An 18202-nucleotide genomic window follows, 5' to 3' on the forward strand; every position below is an offset into this window, starting at 1 on the left:
CTGTTATTAGTTTTCAACGACGCCTGCTGCTGCAACACCTGCGTCGCCGCCGCCTGCGTCACCGCCGCCGCTGACATCGCCGCCGCCTGCGCCTCCGCTTACGTCGCCGCCTGCACCGCCGCTGACGTCACCGCCGCCGCTGACATCGCCGCCGCCTGCACCGCCTGCGTTTCCGCCTGCTGCTGCGCCTGAGTTATCCGAAGCCTGTGTTGTTGCCTGTGTAGTGGACTGTGTGCCGCCGTGAGCACCGTTACAGTACGGAGGAGAGTAATCCTCGGTGACCTGAGATTTCCAGTATCCTGTAACGCCTCTGCCGCAGTTAGGACCTGCGATACCGCCTGTAGAGCTGCACATAGGCGCTTCGATAACGGAGCTTACCTTCTCGAAGTAAGGAGAAGTATTTGCGTATTCTGTAGTAATGTAATCGCCGATGATGTTTCGCCATATCTGAGCGGATACAATGCCCTGCAGGTCGAGGGCAGGGTTCTTGTACTTATAACCCATTGTCATACCGCTGACGAAGTCGGGAGTAAGACCGACGAATACTTCGTCGTACCAGTCCTGAGTAGTACCTGTCTTGCCGCATACTTCCTTGTTGTAGAGCTTAGCGGCAGTACCTGTACCGTTGTCTATAACGTTTTTGAGAAGTCTGTTCATTACCCATGCAGTCTCGTCGGAAACAGCCTGTCTCGGGTTGCCGTTGTTCTCATAGATTATCTGCTGACTGCTGTCCTCTATCCTTGTGATGATATGAGCCTCGTTGTAGATACCCTGATTGCCGTATGGGATATAGGCATTTACAAGGTTTTCGAGGGTGATACCCTCTTCAAGGCTTCCCAGCGTCATAGGAGAGTAGTTCTTATCGTATGCGCAGAATTCAAGTCCCAGCTTTTCAGTGGAGAACTTGAATACTTCTTCAAGTCCGAATTTATAAAGGAGCTGTGCGGGAACGGTGTTGTATGACTGCTGAAGTGCCTGATAAATCTTTAAAGGCTGACCATGTCCGCCCGAGCCCATGTAGTTGTTAGGCCACGGCTGACCGTCATCACCTGTGATGACATCTGTAGGGAGCTTTGAATCGTATACAGTGGTGCCCCAGTGTATCTGACCTGTTTCAATACCGTATCCGTAAGATGTGATAGGCTTTACGGTAGAACCTATCTGACGTCCGTCTTCCTTACGTACAGCATAGTTTGTACCGAGTGAGCCCACCTTAGGTCCGATGTCACCGACAGCACAGAGGAGCTCGCCGTCGTAGTTCATAGCAACGAATGCGATATGCGGCAGATATTCTTCGGCAGTTCCGTCGCCGTCGATATCAGCCCATTTCTTTACGGAGTACTCAGGTACCATATTGTTGATGTCAAGAAGTCTGTTTTCAACGTACTCCTGCATCTTTTCGTCGTAGGTTGTATAAATTCTGTAGCCGCCCTTGTTTATCTTGTCAAGAGCCTGCCACTTGTCAACAAGGTTGTATTTCTCCTTGATGATGTCCATAGCTTCAAAGTAAGCGGCGTCCAGTATCCAGCTGTTTGACTTCTGCTTTTCGATCTCCTCCTCGGCAGTGAGTTCGGGGTGAGCCGCAAGGTACTCGGGAGAATCAGTGTATATGAGCGGAGTTTTCAGGTATTCCTGATACTCGTCGTATGTGATAGCGCCGTTTTCATAGAGCTTGTAGAGAACGTATTCCTGACGGGGCTTGTTGTTGGCACGTCCGTCAACTACTACAGGCTCCTTGGGATTGTCGTCCTTGTGGTAGATAACGAAAGGACCGTATTCCTCAGGGCTCTTCGGGATAGCTGCGAGAACAGCCGCCTCAGGGATAGTGAGGTCGTCAACGTCTTTGCCGAAGTATTTCAGCGAAGCGAGCTGAATGCCGTTGTAAGCTCCGCCGAAGCCGATATAGTTGAGGTACTCTTCGAGTATCTCGTCCTTTGAGTAGGTCTTTTCCAGCTGCATAGCCGCGAATATCTCGCGTATCTTACGCTGTGGGGTATGTCTGTCGTCGCCTGACAGGTTCTTGATGAGCTGCTGAGTGATAGTCGAACCACCCTGCTCGGTATCATAGAAGTGCAGGAACATATTGAGGAAGGCGGAGAATGTACGCTTGTAGTCAACGCCGTCGTGAACGTAGAAACGCTCGTCCTCGGTATAAACGAAGCAGTTGCGGACGTGCTGAGGTATCCTGTCAATGCTGACGGGGATACGCTGGAAGTCGTTCTGTACGCGGTGGAGCACCTTGAGCTCGGTCTCGCCGTCTTCGTTTATGTGGTTTGAGTAGAAGTAGGTATCGCTTCCCGATTCAAGCTGCTGGAGCGTAACGCTGGTGGCGTCGTCCATAAAGTTGAGGACGTAAACGGTCAGCGCGGTACTTACGATAGTACCCGTTATGATTATGACCAGAAGCAGTGAAAGAAGTGTGGTAGCGATGACGGTCATCAGCTTTTTGAAGATGATGAAGCCCTTGCTGTGTTTTTTCTTTTTCTTTTTTGGCGGCTGCTTTTTGCTGAGCTCATCGTCGGCAGGGACGAGCTGCGCAGAAGCCTTTCTTTTTTTATCGTTCATTTTGTAAGAATGACCGCAGAAGTGCGGCAGACTCCTTTCAAATTTATTTTTACGTATAAATATACATTATATATTATAGCACTTTGAGAATAAAATGTTAAGACCTTTCCGAAAAAATCGGCGTTTTGTATAATATAGAAAAATCGGGCGATAATATTTACGGATATTTCGGCAAGGGAGTGATAGAATGACGCTTAAAAACGCCAAAAAAATATATTTTACCCTGATAGCGGCAGTTACCGTATCGGGCTTTCTTACGGTCTGTACCCTCGGTCAGGCTGTCCGCAGGAAAAAGGTGGAAACGCGGCTTGCGGCAGCCGCCACAGAGCATGAAGAAGCGCCGCTTTTCACGGTAAGGGAAAGCGGCGGACGGGCAGCGGTATTCCGCTGCGGCGAGGACGAGCCTTTTCTGTATATAGACATCGATACCGCCCTGCTGTCTGATTATGACAGGGCGATGATATCCGAGGGGATATATTTTACCTCGGAGAGCACTCTCCGACAGTTTATCGAGGATATCTCATCGTGAGCCCTGCTGGGGGTTGTGCTTTTTCTTTTTGCGCACTGAGAAGCCGAAGTCGCCCAGCTTTCTGCCGAGAGCAAAGTATTCTCCGTGGGCGAATGCCATGAGCCCGCACTGCTGGAGATTTAGCTTGCCCTTGCTGTCGATGTACTTCTCGTCAACGTCAATGCCGATTATCTCCGCAAGGAACATGGTGTGCGAGCCGAGAAGCTTCTCGTCAACGACTTTGCATTCAAGGCTCAGCGGACACTCGTCGATAAGGGGCGGAGCTACCTTCTGCGCAGGTACGGTGTGGAATCCGCAGGCGCCGAGCTTGTCCGTATTTTTGCCGCTCTTTACGCCGCAGAAGTCGGTCTCGCGGCACATAGCGGAGGTCGTAAGGTTTATGACGAATTCTCCCGAAGCTTTTATGATATCATGGGAGTGCCTTTCGGGACGAACGGATATGTATGTCATAGGCGGACGGGTGCAGACAATGCCTGTCCAGCCGATAGTGAGCACGTTAGGCTGCTCCATAGTGCCGCAGGTGACCAGCGCAGCAGGTACGGGAGCAAGAAGAGTGCTGCCTTTCCAGAATTGTTTTGCCATATTTCCTCCTTATTCATGGCTTCGGGGCTGAGTTTTCATTGTATTTGCAGAGTTTGCGCATATTATTGAGATAAACTCTTTGAAGGTTTTTCCCGATGAATACGTGTAATTTCTGTAAGTACAATGGAGCACAGCCCCGATAGTTTTATCTTATCTCATTGAGGAAATGTCTGTATTCCTCGAAGTTGTATTTGCCCTTTTCACGGGTTATCTCGCCGTATTCTATGGCGCTTGTGGGACAGTTTCCGATACAGCCCATGCAGTGAGCGCAGGTAGTGCCCCATGTGGGCTTATCCTCTTTCAGAGTTATGTTGTTGAGAGGACAGACCTCCTCGCATTTTCCGCAGCCGATGCACTTATCCGACGCGAAGAAATCCTCGGTCTTCATCTTGTGCTTATACCAGATAGGATTGAACGGCAGGGTTATGAGCTTCTCGAACAGGAAAACGTACCTTGATTTCAGCTTTTCGCAGTTTTGTATGCTGTTGGCGATGTCGTCTATCTTGTCAAAGGACTTGAAGATACGGTTCTTTATCTCCTCCTCGGTGAGCTGCGGATAGTGGCTGATGTAGTAGTTTCGCGGCATTATGAGCTCTGAGCACCCCATGAACTCCATGCCCTTTTTCTTGAACAGCTTCTTTGCCAGCCAGCCTGTTATGCCTGCATAGCCTGCGCTGTTTGCGATGAAGTATACCGCCTTATTGCCTGTCAGCTCGACATTTTTGAGATAATCGCTCATAAAACGCGGCATTTCGCATATATATACGGGAGCGCAGACGATAAACGGATTGTCGGAGTGAAGCTCGGAATAGTCGTTCTTTTTTATTCTTCCCAGCAGGTCTATACACTGGTCGTCCAGCTTTTTTGCAAGCTCCGTGGCAATGAATTTCGTATTGCCTGTAGCCGAATAGTAAAGGATCATAAAATTCCCCCCAGAAAGTATTTGCCGCGGCGCAAAGCGCCGATATCATAAGAAAATGTATTTGAGTACAAAGAGTACCGCAAGAACATACATCAAAGGTTTGATTTCCCTGCGCTTTCCGCAGATGAGATTTATCAGGACATAGGAGATAATGCCCACTGAGATACCCTCGGATATGCTGTAGAACATAGGCATTGCAATAATGCAGAGGTAAGCAGGGATAGCCGAGGTGTAGTTCTTTTCTTCCGTATTTATCTCGGATATGGTGCCGAACATCAGGAAGCCTACCAGTATCAGCGCAGGTGCAGTTGCAAATGCAGGTATAGAGATGAATACAGGCGCTAAAAACATTGAGAGCAGGAACAGGATACCTGTAGTCAGTGCTGTCAGACCTGTTTTTCCGCCTGCCGCGATACCTGCCGATGACTCAACGAATGTGGTGGTGGTCGATGTGCCGAGAACAGCTCCTGCTGTTGTAGCAACGGCGTCTGCCATGAGAGCAGGTCTGATAGATGGAAGCTTGCCCTCCTTGTCGATAAGTCCTGCCTTTGTGCTTACGCCTATGAGAGTGCCGAGAGTATCGAAGAGGTCAACGAAAAGGAATGCAAATACAACAACGATGAAGTTGAATACTCCCACAGCGTCAAAATCAACGTTGAAGCACTGACCGAAGGTCTCGCCCAGCTTTGAGAAGTCCGTCATGTGGAAGGACGGGATAAGGGAGAAGGCTCCTGCCTCTGCGTCGGGTACATAGATACCTGTGACCTCGCACAGGATACCGAGTATCCATGTGCCGAATATGCCGATAAGTATAGAGCCCTTGACCTTTTTGATGTAAAGCACGGACATGATGAGCAGTCCGACAAGTGCAAGGATGGCGCATATGCCTGCGGTGTGGAAGTTTTCGCGGAAGTCCGTCAGCTTTACAAGAGTTGACGAAGAAACTGCAAGACCTGCGTTCTGGAGCCCGATGAATGCTATGAACAGACCTATTCCCACGGATATCGCCCGTTTCAGCGAAAGAGGTATAGCGTCGAATATAGCCTCCCTGACCTTGGTCAGCGAGAGTATTATGAAGATGATACCCTCGATGAATACTGCAAGGAGGGCTGCTTGCCACGGATAACCGAGGTTTCCGCAGACGGTGTATGCCATGTAGGCGTTGAGCCCCATTCCTGCCGACAGGGCAAATGGAAGATTCGCCATGAACGCCATGCAGAGCGTTCCCACGAATGAAGCGATACAGGTGGCAAGGAGAACAGCGGTGCTGTCCATGCCTGCGTCGGAGAGGATATTCGGGTTTACTGCAAGGATATAAGCCATGGTCATGAACGTGGTTATACCTGCGGCTATCTCTGTTTTGACGGTTGTGCCGTTTTCTTTAAGCTTGAACAGCTTTTCCAGCATAAGACTCACCTCACTCTGCAAATTCTGCTATGTACGGCAGATTGCGGTAGAATTCACCGTAGTCCAGTCCGTAGCCGATAACGAAGTAGTCGGGGATAGTGAACAGCGAGTAGTCCGCTTTAAGGTCTACCACACGGCGGTCAGGCTTGTCGAGGAGAGTTATGACTTTCAGCGAAAGAGGATTGCGGACGTTGAGTATCTTGATTATCTCGTTGAGAGTACGTCCCGTGTCGATGATGTCCTCGATTATGACTACGTGATACTTGCTGATATCGTGCTTCAGGTCCATAGTTATCTCAACGTGTCCCGTGGAGACCGTGCCCTCAAAGTAGCTTTTTGCCGCCATGAATGCTATCTCGCATGGAACTGTGACTGCGCGGCAGATATCAGCCATGAAAATGAACGAGCCCTTGAGTATGCTGACCAGCAGTATAGGCGAGCCGTCATAAATGGAGTCTATCAGAGCTCCTGCTTTTTTTATTTCCTCGCGTATCTGCTCCTCGGAGATGATAACGCGCTTTATTTTGCTTTTCCAGTTTTCTGTACTGTCGAATCTCATAATAAACTCCTCCTGAACTGATATGATGTTACATAATAATTATAACATTAATATATGAATATTTCAATGTTTTTTCAAAAATATAAGCGGTATTGATTGGAAATTGAGAATTACTGTGTTCCCTTTGCAGACGCACCTGTAAATGAGGAAATTTTATGCGGATATGGAGTTTCGACATAATATTACTCATCTCGGTGGTATAATATTCCATAAAAAGGCTGTCAGTGGCAGTGAAAAGGAGGCAAAGCAATGAAATTAGACATAAAAAACGACAACGGAGCGGCAATTGCAAGGCTCAGCGGTGAAATTGACCATCACAATGCAAAGGAGCTCCGCGCCGAGATAGACCGCTTCATAGTAACGGCTCAGCCCCGTGAGCTGGCTATAGACATGGGCGGCATAACCTTTATGGACAGCTCTGGCATAGGTCTCATCATGGGCAGGAGCAAGCTGATGAAGGAGTGCGGCGGCAGGCTTGAGGTGCTGAACCCTCAGCCCTATATCAGGCGCGTACTGCGGCTCGCAGGCATAGAGCGCATAGTCAAAATAAGATAAAGGAGAAGAAAAATGGAAATACTCAACGAGATAAAATTCACAATGCCGTCCCTTTCGGTGAACGAGGGGGCGGCGAGAGCGGTGGTGTCCTCATTTCTGATTCAGGCTGACCCCACGGTGGAGGAGCTCTCCGACATACGCACTGCCGTATCCGAGGCGGTGACAAATGCGGTAGTCCACGGCTACAGGCACAAAAAGGGCAATATCGAGCTGACTGTGCGGCTTCTGCCCGACAGAGTCATATACATACGCGTCAAGGACAAGGGCTGCGGCATAGAAAACGTGGAGCAGGCTATGGAGCCCCTGTTCACCACAGCTCCCGAGGAGGAGCGCTCGGGACTGGGCTTTTCCGTCATGCAGTCCTTTATGGACAAGCTGAAAGTGAAAAGCGCTCCTGACAAGGGTACTACCGTTACCATGAGAAAGAGGCTCTCTGCTCATGGGGACTGAGGTAAAGCAGCCTGTCGCCGAGGAGAATCTGGGGCTTGTCCACCTCTGCGCAAACCGTTTCCGAGGGCGCGGCATAGAGTACGACGACCTGTACTCCGCAGGCTGTATCGGGCTTCTCAAAGCCGTGAAAGCCTTTGACTGCGGCAGGGGAGTGAAGTTCTCCACCTATGCCGTACCTGTCATACTGGGCGAGATAAAGCGGCTTTTCCGCGATGGGGGAGCTATCCGCGTCAGCAGGAGCTTGAAGGAGCTTTCCATGCAGCTCCAAAGGCTCTGCGAGGACTTCCGTCAGCGCGAGATGAGAGAGCCGACCATAGCGGAGCTGTCAAAGCTTTCGGGAGAGAGCGAAGCTGACGTATCCGAGGCGCTTTGCGTTAGTCAGCCCCTGCTTTCACTTACATCGGGAGACGACGACGAGGGACAGACCGACATACCTACGGAGTCTCCCGACGAGAGCATAACCGACCTGCTGGCTCTGCGGCAGATAATGGCTCAGCTTGAAGCCAATGACCGCGCATTGCTGGAACTCCGCTATTTCAAGGGGCTCACCCAGTCAAATACCGCAAAGGCTCTGGGTATGACGCAGGTGCAGGTGTCGCGCCGCGAAAAGAAGCTCCTGAACTATATGCGTGAGGAGCTGCTGAAATAGGGCGATTGACTTTGGCGCTGTGTGCTGATATAATAATAAAAAATCAGTAAACGGAGGAAACGCCATGTCAATGAAAGAAGCATTCGATACCTATTTTGAAAAAGCCGCAAACGCTGCCATTTTTCTCAGAAAAAAGCCGTATATTGAAAAACTAAGCCATACGGGACTGTATCTGAACGGTACTCTTGATAATGAGGGCTATGCAGAATGGACACCCGTTTTGCAGGATAAGCCTGTGGACTTTGCCAAAGCCGAAAGCATACTGGGATTCCGTGTATCCGAACAGATAAGGGAATATTTGTCGGTATACTGGTTCCTGCCCCTTGACGGGCATTTTGACAGCGAACTCGGCACTATAGGGGTGACTCTTGATATGCTTGTTCCCGAGACCGATATATCGGAGCTGCTTGCGGTAAACTTCAATTTCGAGGACACGAATTACCTTAATGAGCACAATTGGCTGAAAATAGGAGGCTGCTCCATAGACGGCGACGACGGATGGCTGGTAATGGCAGTTAACGAGACCGACGAGGTACTGGCAGTTCAGTCCGTTGACAGAAAGTCGGTGCACCTTGCAGATTCCATAGAAGAGCTGTTGATAGAAATGGAGCTGTGATACTCTCTTTTGATTCAAACTTTTTCATTGCATCGTGAAAATATGATAAAATGCTGCAATTATTGCGGAAACACGCAAATATCGTTGACATTTCATGTGAAAAGGTTTATAATGGACTTACCAATATTTTTGCAGAAAAGAGAGGGAAAAACACTATGGCAACTTCATTTTTCAAAAAGCTGCTTGCTGCTGTTTCTGCGGCGGCAGTAGTGCTCGTGCCTGCTTCGCAGTCGCTGCCCGAAAAGAACAGCAACACAGCGCTGGCTGCTGATACAAGCGGCGATGACTGGCTCCATGTAAACGATAAAGCACAGATCGTTGACAAGGACGGCAATGAGGTATGGCTCACAGGCGTAAACTGGTTCGGCTACAATGCAGGACGTCAGGTATTTGACGGCGTATGGTCGAAGAATATGCACAGTATGCTCAACCAGATCGCAGACCACGGCTTCAATCTTCTCCGTGTGCCTATGTCCACACAGATAATCCTTCAGTGGAAGAACAAGGGCTCCGATAAGGGCAGCGGCGTCGGCGAAGTCAACATGATGGTCAATCCTTACGAGAACCCCGAACTCACCGTAGAGGGCGGAGTTGACGGCGAAGGTCAGTACACACTTATGTACAGCTTCGACATCTGGAACAAGGCTGTTGAGTGGTGCAGGGAAAACGGTATGAAGATCATGATCGACATACACAGCGCTACTTCAGCTTCAATGGGACATCAGAAGCCGCTTTGGTACGACGACAACTTCTCAGAGGACGACTGGCTGGAAGCTCTCGAGTGGTTCACAGAGTACTACAAGGACGATGATACTATCATCGCTATCGACCTCAAGAACGAGCCTCACGGCAAGCCTGAGGAGGGTTCATTTGCCAAGTGGGACGACTCAAAGGACGCTAACAACTGGAAATATGCCGCAGAAAAGGGCGCTAAGGCTTGTCTCAAGCACAACCCCAATCTGCTCATTATGATAGAGGGTATCGAGTGCTACCCTGACTTTGCAAAGGGCGCAGACTGGACAACCCCTGCCGTTGACTATGCTCACTATGACGAGCCTTCAAAGATATTCGGCGCATGGTGGGGCGGAAACCTCCGCGGTGTAAAGGATCACCCCGTTGATATCGGCGAGTTCAACAAGCAGATAGTTTACTCACCTCACGATTACGGTCCACTGGTATGGTCACAGAAGTGGTTCTACATGGACGACGCTTCCAAGACCTTTGACCGTCAGTCGCTTCTTGACGACTACTGGTACGATACATGGGCTTACCTCGTCGAGGAGCAGAAGTATCCTCTCCTCATAGGTGAGTGGGGCGGCTTTATCGACAAGGAGCACGATCCTACAGGCGAGAACAAGCACTGGATGCAGGAGCTCCGCGACTACATGATAGACAAGCACATCAACCACACATTCTGGTGCTTCAATGAGAACTCAGGTGATACAGGCGGACTTGTATACGATGACTTCGGCAAGTGGGACGAGGAAAAGTACGAATTCGTAAAGCCTTCACTCTGGCAGACAGACGGCGGCAAGTTCATCGGTCTTGACCACTCTATCCCACTGGGACAGGGCGGCAACGGTATCTCACTCAGCGATTACTATTCGGGTAATACCAATCCAACACCAAGAACTACAACAGCTACAACTACAAAGGTAACAACAACTACTACAGCTCCAAAGGAGAATACGACAACAACTACAACTGCTACTGCAACATCGTCGGATACAACGATGACCACAACATCGACTACTACAACTACTACTCAAACACATCCTCATTATAATTTTGAAAGTGTGATATCTTATCCGACAAAAACGGTATATACCGAAGGCGAAAAGCTTGATTTAGACGGATTTGTATTTGCGGTAACTTCTTCCTCCGGTAAAGCAACCACTTATGATTATAAAACGGCAAAAGGAGAAGTTGGATGCAAAGTTACTGACAAGGACGGAAATGAAAAGTACAGCAGTAAGTTCGATACGCTTCCGGAAGGCGAATATACCGTAAAGATAACTTCTGCCGGATTGCATACGCAGAATAATGTTTGCTATGGAATAGATTGTTCTTATAAGGTAACTATCACAAAGTCTGTTCCGGGTACTAAGGACAACACAGTATGGGGCGACGCTAACGACGACGGCAGCGTTGATATGTCAGACGTTGTTCTTATCATGCAGAGCCTTGCAAACCCGAATAAGTACGGTCTCAACGGTTCTGACAAGAATCATATAACGTCTAACGGACTCTACAGTGGTTCTGTTGTCAAGAGAAACGGCAGCGTTACTACAGAGGACGCTCTTGAGATACAGCTCTTCCTCCTCGGAAAGCGCACAAGTCTCGGTCCTGCTAAGGCATAATCAAAGGATATTTCGGCACGGTTTTTACCGTGCCGATTTTTTATGACACATTGCTGTTCATAATTATTTTTTATGTGTTTTTAAAAAATACTTGACAAACAGCAGTGCATATGTTATAATTACAATGTAATTTGGTGCACTAATTTTACTACAAAACATACTAATTTTTTAAAAGAAGGGTTTTACTAATGAATATTATTAAAAAAGCATTTGTCGTTGCATCAGCAGCAGTAATGTGCGCAATTCCACTCGCACCATCAGTAGCAGATAACACTACATTCTTCAGCAGCAATTCTATCACAGCTGACGCTGCAGACTACACAACTAATTACAAGCAGTTTCCAACAGCTACAAGAGCAAATGGATACTATGAGTCATGGGTTTCTTACCGCGAGGTAAAGTGGATTCAGGCTGCCATTAATAATATTAAGGCAAAATATGGCGTTAATACAATTAATTATTTAGACGTTGATGGCTATTATGGTCAAAATACAACATATGCAGTAACTATGATTCAGCGCGGTAATTTCTATAAAAACGGAAAAAGAATATATGGTCCGATAGCTGCTGATGGTTATGCTGGTAAGAACACACAGGCAAAGATAAAGTATCTTCTTAATGCTTAATTGGATTATTATTAAAGGGCGGACTTCGTGTCCGCTCTTTTTATGCCATAAAACTCTTTACAAACAGCGGACTTTCTGATATAATTATACTGAGTAAATATGTTTGAAAAGAGGTAAAACATTGGCTAACGATAAGATCAGAAATTTCTGTATCATTGCGCATATAGATCACGGCAAGTCCACACTTGCCGACCGTATTCTCGAAAAGACCGATACTGTCGCTATCCGCGATATGGAGGATCAGCTCCTTGACAATATGGACATCGAGCGTGAGCGCGGCATCACCATTAAGGCTCGTGCAGTCCGTCTGAAATATACCGCCAAGGACGGCGAGGACTATATCTTCAACCTCATCGACACCCCAGGTCACGTTGACTTCAACTATGAGGTCTCACGTTCTCTTGCTGCCTGCGAGGGAGCTATCCTCGTTGTTGACGCTTCGCAGGGTATCGAGGCTCAGACTCTGGCTAACACCTATCTTGCTATCGAGCATGACCTTGAAGTCGTTCCCGTTGTCAACAAGATAGATCTGCCTTCTGCCGATCCCGAGAGGGTTTGCAGCGAGGTCGAGAACGTCATCGGTATCCCTGCTATGGACGCTCCGCGGATCTCTGCGAAAATGGGTACGAATATCGAGGAAGTCCTCGAAAGGATAGTTACCGATATCCCTGCGCCAAAAGGCGATACCGAGAAGCCGCTGAAAGCGCTTATCTTCGACAGCTACTACGACTCCTACAAGGGCGTTATCATCTATGTCCGCATAAAGGAGGGCAAGGTCAAGGTGGGTGACAATATCCGCCTTATGGCTACGGGAGCTGTTTTCAATGTGGTTGAGGCAGGCTTCATGGACGCTTCAAACCTTGTGAACAACGGCAGTCTCGAAGCAGGCGAGGTCGGCTACATTGCCGCTTCTATCAAGAGCATAGGCGATACACAGGTGGGCGACACCGTTACCAACGACGAATGCCCCTGTGACGAGCCCCTCCCCGGTTACCGCAAGGTAAATCCTATGGTATTCTCGGGTATTTATCCTGCTGACGGAGCAAAGTACGGCGACCTCCGCGACGCTCTGGAAAAGCTCCGGCTCAACGACGCTTCGCTGTCATTCGAGCCCGAGACATCTATTGCTCTGGGCTTCGGATTCCGCTGCGGATTCCTGGGACTTCTCCACATGGAGATAATACAGGAGCGCCTTGAACGTGAATACAATCTTGACCTTATCACAACTGCTCCCTCGGTTATATACAAGGTAACCCTTAACAGCGGAGAGGTGCAGTATATCGACAATCCTACCAACTACCCCGATCCTGCTCTCATTCAGACAGCAGAGGAGCCTATGGTAAAGGCAAGCGTTCTTTCGCCGTCGGAATTTGTGGGAAATATCATGGAGCTCTGTCAGGACAGACGAGGAATTTTCAAGGACATGAAGTACCTTGACGATACCCGAGTTGAGCTCCACTATGAGCTGCCCCTTAACGAGATAGTGTACGACTTCTTTGACGTGCTGAAATCACGCACCAAGGGCTATGCTTCATTCGACTATGAGATGATGGGCTATGTGCCCAGCAAGCTGGTAAAGCTTGATATACTCCTCAACGGCGATGTGGTGGACGCTCTCAGCTTCATTATCCATACGGACAAGGCTTACGCAAGAGCCCGTAAGATAGCCGAAAAGCTCAAGGAAAACATTCCCCGTCAGATGTTTGAGGTGCCTATTCAGGCAGCTATCGGCGGCAAGATAATCGCACGTGAGACCGTTAAGGCAATGCGCAAGGACGTTCTTGCAAAGTGTTACGGCGGCGATATCTCGCGTAAGAAGAAGCTGCTCGAAAAGCAGAAGGAAGGTAAAAAGCGTATGCGCCAGCTGGGTACCGTAGAGGTTCCGCAGGAGGCGTTCATGAGCGTTCTGAAGCTTGACAGCTGAGAACGGGAGGCTTATTATGATAAACTATATCATTTTCGGAGTGCTTGCCGCTGTGTGCTTTGTGAGTATCATCGCAGTTGCGGCTGAGTACGTTGTGCCGAAAAATACAGGCGCAGGACGAGTTATCCGCGCTGTGAGGATAAGGCTTCGTGAGAAGTCGCGGACAAGCTTCTGCGTGTCTGCCATAGTGATACTTATCTTTGCGCTTGCAGCTGGCGACGACGAAATGCGAATAATACTTGCGGCTCTGGCTGTTATGCTGCTGACGCTGATAGTTCTCCACCCCGAGGACTTCCTCAGCATTTTCAGACACCGCAGAAAGGCAGGAAAAAAGAAGCATCTGGGGCTTACTCCAAAGCTTGCAGGCGAAGTGCCCGAGGCAAGGCTTGCAAAGGTGCTTGAACCCATAGAGACAGAGAACGAGAAAGGAAATGAATAATATGAGTATATACAATTGTCCGCACTGCGGCGCAAAGAGCTTCAATCCCCTTAGCAAGGCTATGGCAGGAACTATGAAGTCCAAGGGAAAGCCCTGTATGAAATGCGGAAAGCTCTGCGTAAACGGCAAGAGCGCTACCACATTCAGCGCGATATTCTGCCTAATAGCTTTTGCGGCGGTAATTTACATCTATATCCACGGCGCAGACAACGAGTGGATGTTCACACATGAAGCTCCTATGGTCATCGGACTCATACTGTCCATGCTCATAGTGCCGAGGATAGCAAATGCGTTTTTCTTCAAGATGACGCCTTCTATCCGTGTTGATTATACCCAATGAGCAGGCTGGGTATCTATATTCATGTACCGTTCTGCGGCAGGAAATGCGCTTACTGCGATTTCTATTCCGTGAACTGGTCAAAATCGGCAGCCGTGGACTATACCGCGGCTGTTCTGCGTAATATACGCCATTACGGCGATAAGACGCAGACTGTGGACACGGTATACTTCGGCGGCGGTACTCCGTCTCTGCTGACGGCGGAGCAGATAAGCAGCATTATCTCCGAGATAAGAAGCTGCTTTGCCCTTGAAGAATCGGCGGAAATAACCCTTGAAGCCAATCCATGCACACTCAACGCCGAAAAGCTTGCGGAGCTCCGCAAAATCGGCATTAACCGCCTGTCCATAGGCGTTCAGTCAATGATAGACAGGGAGCTGAAAATACTGGGGCGTATGCATACTGCCGAGAGAGCGGAGCAGGCTGTCCTTGAAGCGGCAAGGGCAGGTTTTGACAATATCTCCTGCGACCTGATGATAGCCCTGCCCGACCAGAAGCCCGAGGATATGAGTTTTTCTATCGAGCGAATGGCGGCTCTGCCTATACAGCATATCTCCGCGTATATCCTGAAAACCGAGAACGGTACGTCCTTTGACTGCGCCGAGATTCGGGAAAGGCTCCCCGACGAGGACAGTACTGCGGAGCTTTACCTTGCTATGGTGGAGCTTCTCGAAAAGCACGGCTTTATGCAGTATGAAGTGTCCAACTTTGCGAAAGAGGGCTTCGAGAGCAGGCATAATACCCGATACTGGAAGTGTCTGGACTATCTGGGCATAGGTCCCGGGGCGCATTCCTGCTATGAGGGAAAGCGTTTCGCAGTGGAGCGCGACCTATCGGCGTTTATAGCAGATGACGTTCAGCAGGTGACAGTTACCGATGAATCGCCCTGCGGCTTTGAGGAGTTCGCAATGCTCCGTTTGAGGCTGAAAGAGGGGCTTATCCTTGATGACGTCCCCGAGCACAGGGCGGAGCTGCTGAAAAAGCTGCCGCCCCTTTTAAAGGACGGCTATGCCGAGACAGACGGGGAGCGTATCCGGCTCACGCCGAAGGGCTTTCTAATGTCAAATTCTGTGATAGAGTATCTTGTGTTTTGAAAAATAACTGAATAATAGCTGAACTACGATAGGAGAATACTATGGAATTTCCCGATTTTATGAAAAGAGCTGCAAATAAAATACCTGCCGACCAGCAGAATACTCCCGATATCGAGGGCTACTACTATACCGCTGCTGACGGCAGCCAGATGGCTTTCTGGACTTACCTTGCGGACAGAGTCTCAAAGGAGCACGTTCACGATTACGACGAGTACATGATTTGCGTGGAGGGGGAGTACACTGTCACCATAAACGGCGAAGCTACGGTTCTTCACGCAGGGGACGAGCTTTTTATCCCCAAGGGTACGGTGCAGGGCGGCAGCTGCAAGGCAGGCACAAGAACTATCCACGCTTTTGGCGGCAGGAGGGTGAAATAATGCCTGTGATAAAGCCGTTCAGTCCCCATATGCAGGGAGCAGTGGTTCGGTTTCTGAGAGAGGTGTTTCCCGAGTCGGGAAAGGTATTCGAGCCCGAGGGCAGACACGCCGCTTTTGCAGATATAGAGCGGAATTTCATAGGCTTCTGGTGCCTGCTGGACAATGATGAAATCATCGGCACTGTGGCTGTGAAAAGGCTCAGCGATGATGTCTGCGAGCTCAAGGGTATGTACATTTATAAGAAGTACCACGGGCAGGGATTTGGACGCAGACTGGCGGAAACTGCTGTGAACTTCGCAAGGGAAAGGGGCTTCGGGAAAATGGTTCTTGATACTGTTTCAACCTATGAAAATGCCCTGAGACTTTACGAAAAGTTAGGCTTTGTTCCTACCGAGCGCTATAATGATAATCAGAAGGCGGACGTTTTTATGTCCATGGAACTGTGAGAGGTGAGGAATATGATAAGAGAAATTACAAGAGATGATTTCGACGGACTTCTGAGGCTTTATATGGAGCTTCACGATAACCCTTTCCCCGAAAAAGACGAGCACGTCATGACTGTCTGGGAGCGGATAATCTCCGACAACGACCACCATATAATCGTTGCCGAGGAGGACGGAGTGATCGCGGCTTCATGCGTTTGCGTAATTATTCCCAACCTCACTCGCGGTCAGCGTCCCTATGCGTTCATTGAGAACGTGGTGACCTCCGCGAAATACCGAAGAAAGGGACTTGCCACAGCTTGCCTTGACTACGCTCGTGAGCTGGCACGGAAAGAGAATTGCTATAAGATGATGCTGCTGACAGGCTCAAAGGACAGGGGAGTTCTGGAATTTTATGAGAAGGCAGGGTATAACAGCAGCGATAAAACTGCATTTATCCAGTGGCTGTGAGGTTTTACTATGATTTTAAGACGTTTTGAAGCCGCTGACGGTGCGGCTATCCTTAGCTGGATAAAAAATGAGCGGGAGTTCAGAATGTGGAGTGCTGACCGCTTCGGCGATTACCCGTCGGCTCCTGAGATAATAGCTGCTCATCATGAGATGTGCTCGCGCTCGGGGAGCTTCTTTCCTCTGACGGCTGTTGATGAGGCCGGAAATGTGGTGGGACACCTGATACTCCGCTATATTGATGACGAAAAAACGGAGGTTCGGTTCGGCTTTGTTATCGTTGACAGTTCCAAAAGAGGAGAAGGTCTGGGCAGAGAAATGCTGGAGCTTGCCAAGAAGTTCGCGGCAGACGAGCTTCACGCAAAACGCCTTTCACTGGGAGTTTTTGAGAATAATCCTGCGGCTTTGAATTGCTATAAGTCGGTTGGATTTGCGGAATGTGCAGGCGACGGCGAGCAGTTTGAGGTTCTCGGTGAGAGCTGGAAGTGTATCGAAATGGCAATGGATATTTGAGTATATTGTTAAAATAAAAAAATATGTTATCTTTGGTTGACTTTTTGACTCTGCTGTGATATAATAATATAGTCACAGATGATGTGACACTATTTATCGCGGTGTGGAGCAGCTAGGTAGCTCGTCGGGCTCATAACCCGAAGGTCGTTGGTTCAAATCCAGCCGCCGCAACCAGAAACAAGGACTATGTTGCTTAACATAGTCCTTTTGCTTTATGGCTTAGAATAGCCGTTTAGGGCGATAGTGCTACATGGAACGAGACTATGTTGCGTACTAAAAATAAAGTTGAACGGAGCTTGATATAAGCTCCGTTTCCGTTATTTTTCCGTTATGATGGTGCAAAGCTATGACAGATATCGATCAATTATGAACCATACAGTCAGTATGATTGACCTTTCCTCCTAGCTGTGTTATAATTATTACAACAATCAACAATTTCTGGGAGGGACACCATGAAAAAGATTCTGACTGCCGAGGACGATAAAGAGATCAACCGTCTAATATGTGAATACCTGTTCTCGCAGGGCTATGAAACGCTGTCGGCACTGAACGGTCTCGACGCAGTGCGCATGGTACGCGAAAATACAGAACTTTCACTGCTGATACTTGACCTTATGCTCCCTTTTCAGAGCGGAGACATGGTATTGCAGAAGATACGGGAGTTCTCAGACATACCTGTTATCGTGGTATCGGCAAAAAGCGAGACAAGCTCAAAGATAGACCTGATACGCATGGGAGCAGATGATTATATCACAAAGCCCTTTGACCTTGACGAGCTCCTTGTCCGCGTTGAAGCGGTACTTCGCCG

General features: G+C 48.9%; 21 protein-coding genes and 1 tRNA gene. 17 read left to right on the forward strand and 5 right to left on the reverse strand.

Going from position 1 to position 18202, the window contains the following annotated elements:
• Positions 1–6: 6 nt before the first annotated feature.
• Positions 7–2565: a transglycosylase domain-containing protein gene (locus tag T497_RS0114490; protein WP_028516238.1), complete on the reverse strand. Its 2559-nt coding sequence runs from the start codon at positions 2563–2565 to the stop codon at positions 7–9.
• Positions 2566–2752: 187 nt separating this feature from the next.
• Here T497_RS0114490 and T497_RS0114495 point away from each other — a divergent pair, with 187 nt between their 5' ends.
• The gene (locus T497_RS0114495) at positions 2753–3094 is read left to right on the forward strand and encodes a hypothetical protein (protein ID WP_028516239.1); all 342 of its coding nucleotides are present in this window, start codon (positions 2753–2755) and stop codon (positions 3092–3094) included.
• Here the strand turns inward: T497_RS0114495 and T497_RS0114500 are convergent.
• The 4 genes from T497_RS0114500 to hpt form a co-directional block, all read right to left on the reverse strand.
• A complete protein-coding gene (locus T497_RS0114500; protein WP_028516240.1) occupies positions 3086–3676 on the reverse strand; it encodes a flavin reductase family protein in 591 nt (196 codons plus the stop codon). The genes T497_RS0114495 and T497_RS0114500 overlap by 9 nt on opposite strands.
• 145 nt (positions 3677–3821) lie before the next feature.
• The gene (locus tag T497_RS0114505; RefSeq protein WP_028516241.1) at positions 3822–4598 is read right to left on the reverse strand and encodes an EFR1 family ferrodoxin; all 777 of its coding nucleotides are present in this window, start codon (positions 4596–4598) and stop codon (positions 3822–3824) included.
• 45 nt (positions 4599–4643) lie between these two features.
• Entirely contained in the window at positions 4644–6005 is a 1362-nt protein-coding gene (locus T497_RS0114510) for an NCS2 family permease (protein ID WP_028516242.1), read from the reverse strand.
• A 10-nt stretch (positions 6006–6015) separates the two neighbouring features.
• Complete coding sequence (gene hpt / locus T497_RS0114515; protein WP_028516243.1) at positions 6016–6564, reverse strand: hypoxanthine phosphoribosyltransferase; 549 nt, start codon at positions 6562–6564, stop codon at positions 6016–6018.
• 249 nt (positions 6565–6813) lie between these two features.
• On the opposite strand from hpt, the gene T497_RS0114525 reads away from it, so the two are divergent.
• The 16 genes from T497_RS0114525 to T497_RS0114600 all read left to right on the forward strand — a co-directional run.
• Positions 6814–7119, forward strand: coding sequence for an STAS domain-containing protein (locus tag T497_RS0114525; protein ID WP_028516244.1), 306 nt, complete (start codon positions 6814–6816; stop codon positions 7117–7119).
• A 12-nt stretch (positions 7120–7131) separates the two neighbouring features.
• Positions 7132–7569, forward strand: coding sequence for an anti-sigma F factor (gene spoIIAB, locus T497_RS0114530; RefSeq protein ID WP_028516245.1), 438 nt, complete (start codon positions 7132–7134; stop codon positions 7567–7569).
• On the forward strand, positions 7559–8218 hold the full coding sequence (locus tag T497_RS0114535; RefSeq protein WP_028516246.1) for a sigma-70 family RNA polymerase sigma factor: 660 nt from the start codon (positions 7559–7561) through the stop codon (positions 8216–8218). The genes spoIIAB and T497_RS0114535 overlap by 11 nt, the downstream gene beginning before the upstream one ends.
• A gap of 64 nt (positions 8219–8282) precedes the next feature.
• Complete coding sequence (locus tag T497_RS0114540; RefSeq protein WP_028516247.1) at positions 8283–8834, forward strand: SecY-interacting protein Syd; 552 nt, start codon at positions 8283–8285, stop codon at positions 8832–8834.
• 155 nt (positions 8835–8989) lie between these two features.
• Positions 8990–11194 carry a cellulase family glycosylhydrolase gene (locus T497_RS0114545; protein ID WP_028516248.1) on the forward strand — a complete coding sequence of 735 codons (2205 nt, stop codon included), beginning with the start codon at positions 8990–8992 and terminating at the stop codon, positions 11192–11194.
• Between the two features lie 188 nt (positions 11195–11382).
• Entirely contained in the window at positions 11383–11820 is a 438-nt protein-coding gene (locus tag T497_RS0114550) for a peptidoglycan-binding domain-containing protein (RefSeq protein ID WP_028516249.1), read from the forward strand.
• A 121-nt stretch (positions 11821–11941) separates the two neighbouring features.
• Positions 11942–13744, forward strand: a complete 1803-nt coding sequence (gene lepA / locus T497_RS0114555) for a translation elongation factor 4 (protein ID WP_028516250.1) — start codon at positions 11942–11944, stop codon at positions 13742–13744.
• A gap of 16 nt (positions 13745–13760) precedes the next feature.
• Complete coding sequence (locus T497_RS0114560; protein ID WP_028516251.1) at positions 13761–14183, forward strand: hypothetical protein; 423 nt, start codon at positions 13761–13763, stop codon at positions 14181–14183.
• Position 14184: 1 nt separating this feature from the next.
• A complete protein-coding gene (locus tag T497_RS0114565; protein ID WP_028516252.1) occupies positions 14185–14523 on the forward strand; it encodes a hypothetical protein in 339 nt (112 codons plus the stop codon).
• Positions 14520–15614, forward strand: coding sequence for a radical SAM family heme chaperone HemW (gene hemW, locus T497_RS0114570; RefSeq protein WP_028516253.1), 1095 nt, complete (start codon positions 14520–14522; stop codon positions 15612–15614). The genes T497_RS0114565 and hemW overlap by 4 nt, the downstream gene beginning before the upstream one ends.
• Positions 15615–15655: 41 nt before the next feature.
• A complete protein-coding gene (locus tag T497_RS0114575; protein ID WP_028516254.1) occupies positions 15656–15991 on the forward strand; it encodes a cupin domain-containing protein in 336 nt (111 codons plus the stop codon).
• Positions 15991–16437: a GNAT family N-acetyltransferase gene (locus tag T497_RS0114580; protein ID WP_028516255.1), complete on the forward strand. Its 447-nt coding sequence runs from the start codon at positions 15991–15993 to the stop codon at positions 16435–16437. The genes T497_RS0114575 and T497_RS0114580 overlap by 1 nt, the downstream gene beginning before the upstream one ends.
• A 12-nt stretch (positions 16438–16449) precedes the next feature.
• Positions 16450–16884, forward strand: coding sequence for a GNAT family N-acetyltransferase (locus T497_RS0114585; RefSeq protein ID WP_028516256.1), 435 nt, complete (start codon positions 16450–16452; stop codon positions 16882–16884).
• A 9-nt stretch (positions 16885–16893) separates the two neighbouring features.
• Entirely contained in the window at positions 16894–17394 is a 501-nt protein-coding gene (locus tag T497_RS0114590; protein WP_028516257.1) for a GNAT family N-acetyltransferase, read from the forward strand.
• Between the two features lie 97 nt (positions 17395–17491).
• Positions 17492–17568 (forward strand) — tRNA-Met (locus T497_RS0114595).
• Positions 17569–17846: 278 nt separating this feature from the next.
• A partial coding sequence (locus tag T497_RS0114600) for a response regulator transcription factor (RefSeq protein WP_028516258.1) occupies positions 17847–18202 on the forward strand: 356 nt, incomplete at its 3' end.

Source organism: Ruminococcus flavefaciens MA2007 (genome assembly GCF_000621845.1).
GTDB classification, from domain to species: domain Bacteria; phylum Bacillota; class Clostridia; order Oscillospirales; family Ruminococcaceae; genus Ruminococcus; species Ruminococcus flavefaciens_E.

Coding starts and splice junctions, on each gene's coding strand:
- hpt (WP_028516243.1), bottom strand. CDS start 6,564: ATGAGATTCGACAGTACAGAAAACTGGAAAAGCAAAATAAAGCGCGTT.
- T497_RS0114510 (WP_028516242.1), bottom strand. CDS start 6,005: ATGCTGGAAAAGCTGTTCAAGCTTAAAGAAAACGGCACAACCGTCAAA.
- T497_RS0114545 (WP_028516248.1), top strand. CDS start 8,990: ATGGCAACTTCATTTTTCAAAAAGCTGCTTGCTGCTGTTTCTGCGGCG.
- T497_RS0114580 (WP_028516255.1), top strand. CDS start 15,991: ATGCCTGTGATAAAGCCGTTCAGTCCCCATATGCAGGGAGCAGTGGTT.
- T497_RS0114590 (WP_028516257.1), top strand. CDS start 16,894: ATGATTTTAAGACGTTTTGAAGCCGCTGACGGTGCGGCTATCCTTAGC.
- T497_RS0114505 (WP_028516241.1), bottom strand. CDS start 4,598: ATGATCCTTTACTATTCGGCTACAGGCAATACGAAATTCATTGCCACG.
- T497_RS0114575 (WP_028516254.1), top strand. CDS start 15,656: ATGGAATTTCCCGATTTTATGAAAAGAGCTGCAAATAAAATACCTGCC.
- T497_RS0114495 (WP_028516239.1), top strand. CDS start 2,753: ATGACGCTTAAAAACGCCAAAAAAATATATTTTACCCTGATAGCGGCA.
- T497_RS0114540 (WP_028516247.1), top strand. CDS start 8,283: ATGTCAATGAAAGAAGCATTCGATACCTATTTTGAAAAAGCCGCAAAC.
- T497_RS0114560 (WP_028516251.1), top strand. CDS start 13,761: ATGATAAACTATATCATTTTCGGAGTGCTTGCCGCTGTGTGCTTTGTG.
- T497_RS0114565 (WP_028516252.1), top strand. CDS start 14,185: ATGAGTATATACAATTGTCCGCACTGCGGCGCAAAGAGCTTCAATCCC.
- T497_RS0114585 (WP_028516256.1), top strand. CDS start 16,450: ATGATAAGAGAAATTACAAGAGATGATTTCGACGGACTTCTGAGGCTT.
- T497_RS0114500 (WP_028516240.1), bottom strand. CDS start 3,676: ATGGCAAAACAATTCTGGAAAGGCAGCACTCTTCTTGCTCCCGTACCT.
- T497_RS0114525 (WP_028516244.1), top strand. CDS start 6,814: ATGAAATTAGACATAAAAAACGACAACGGAGCGGCAATTGCAAGGCTC.
- T497_RS0114490 (WP_028516238.1), bottom strand. CDS start 2,565: ATGAACGATAAAAAAAGAAAGGCTTCTGCGCAGCTCGTCCCTGCCGAC.
- T497_RS0114550 (WP_028516249.1), top strand. CDS start 11,383: ATGAATATTATTAAAAAAGCATTTGTCGTTGCATCAGCAGCAGTAATG.
- spoIIAB (WP_028516245.1), top strand. CDS start 7,132: ATGGAAATACTCAACGAGATAAAATTCACAATGCCGTCCCTTTCGGTG.
- T497_RS0114535 (WP_028516246.1), top strand. CDS start 7,559: ATGGGGACTGAGGTAAAGCAGCCTGTCGCCGAGGAGAATCTGGGGCTT.
- hemW (WP_028516253.1), top strand. CDS start 14,520: ATGAGCAGGCTGGGTATCTATATTCATGTACCGTTCTGCGGCAGGAAA.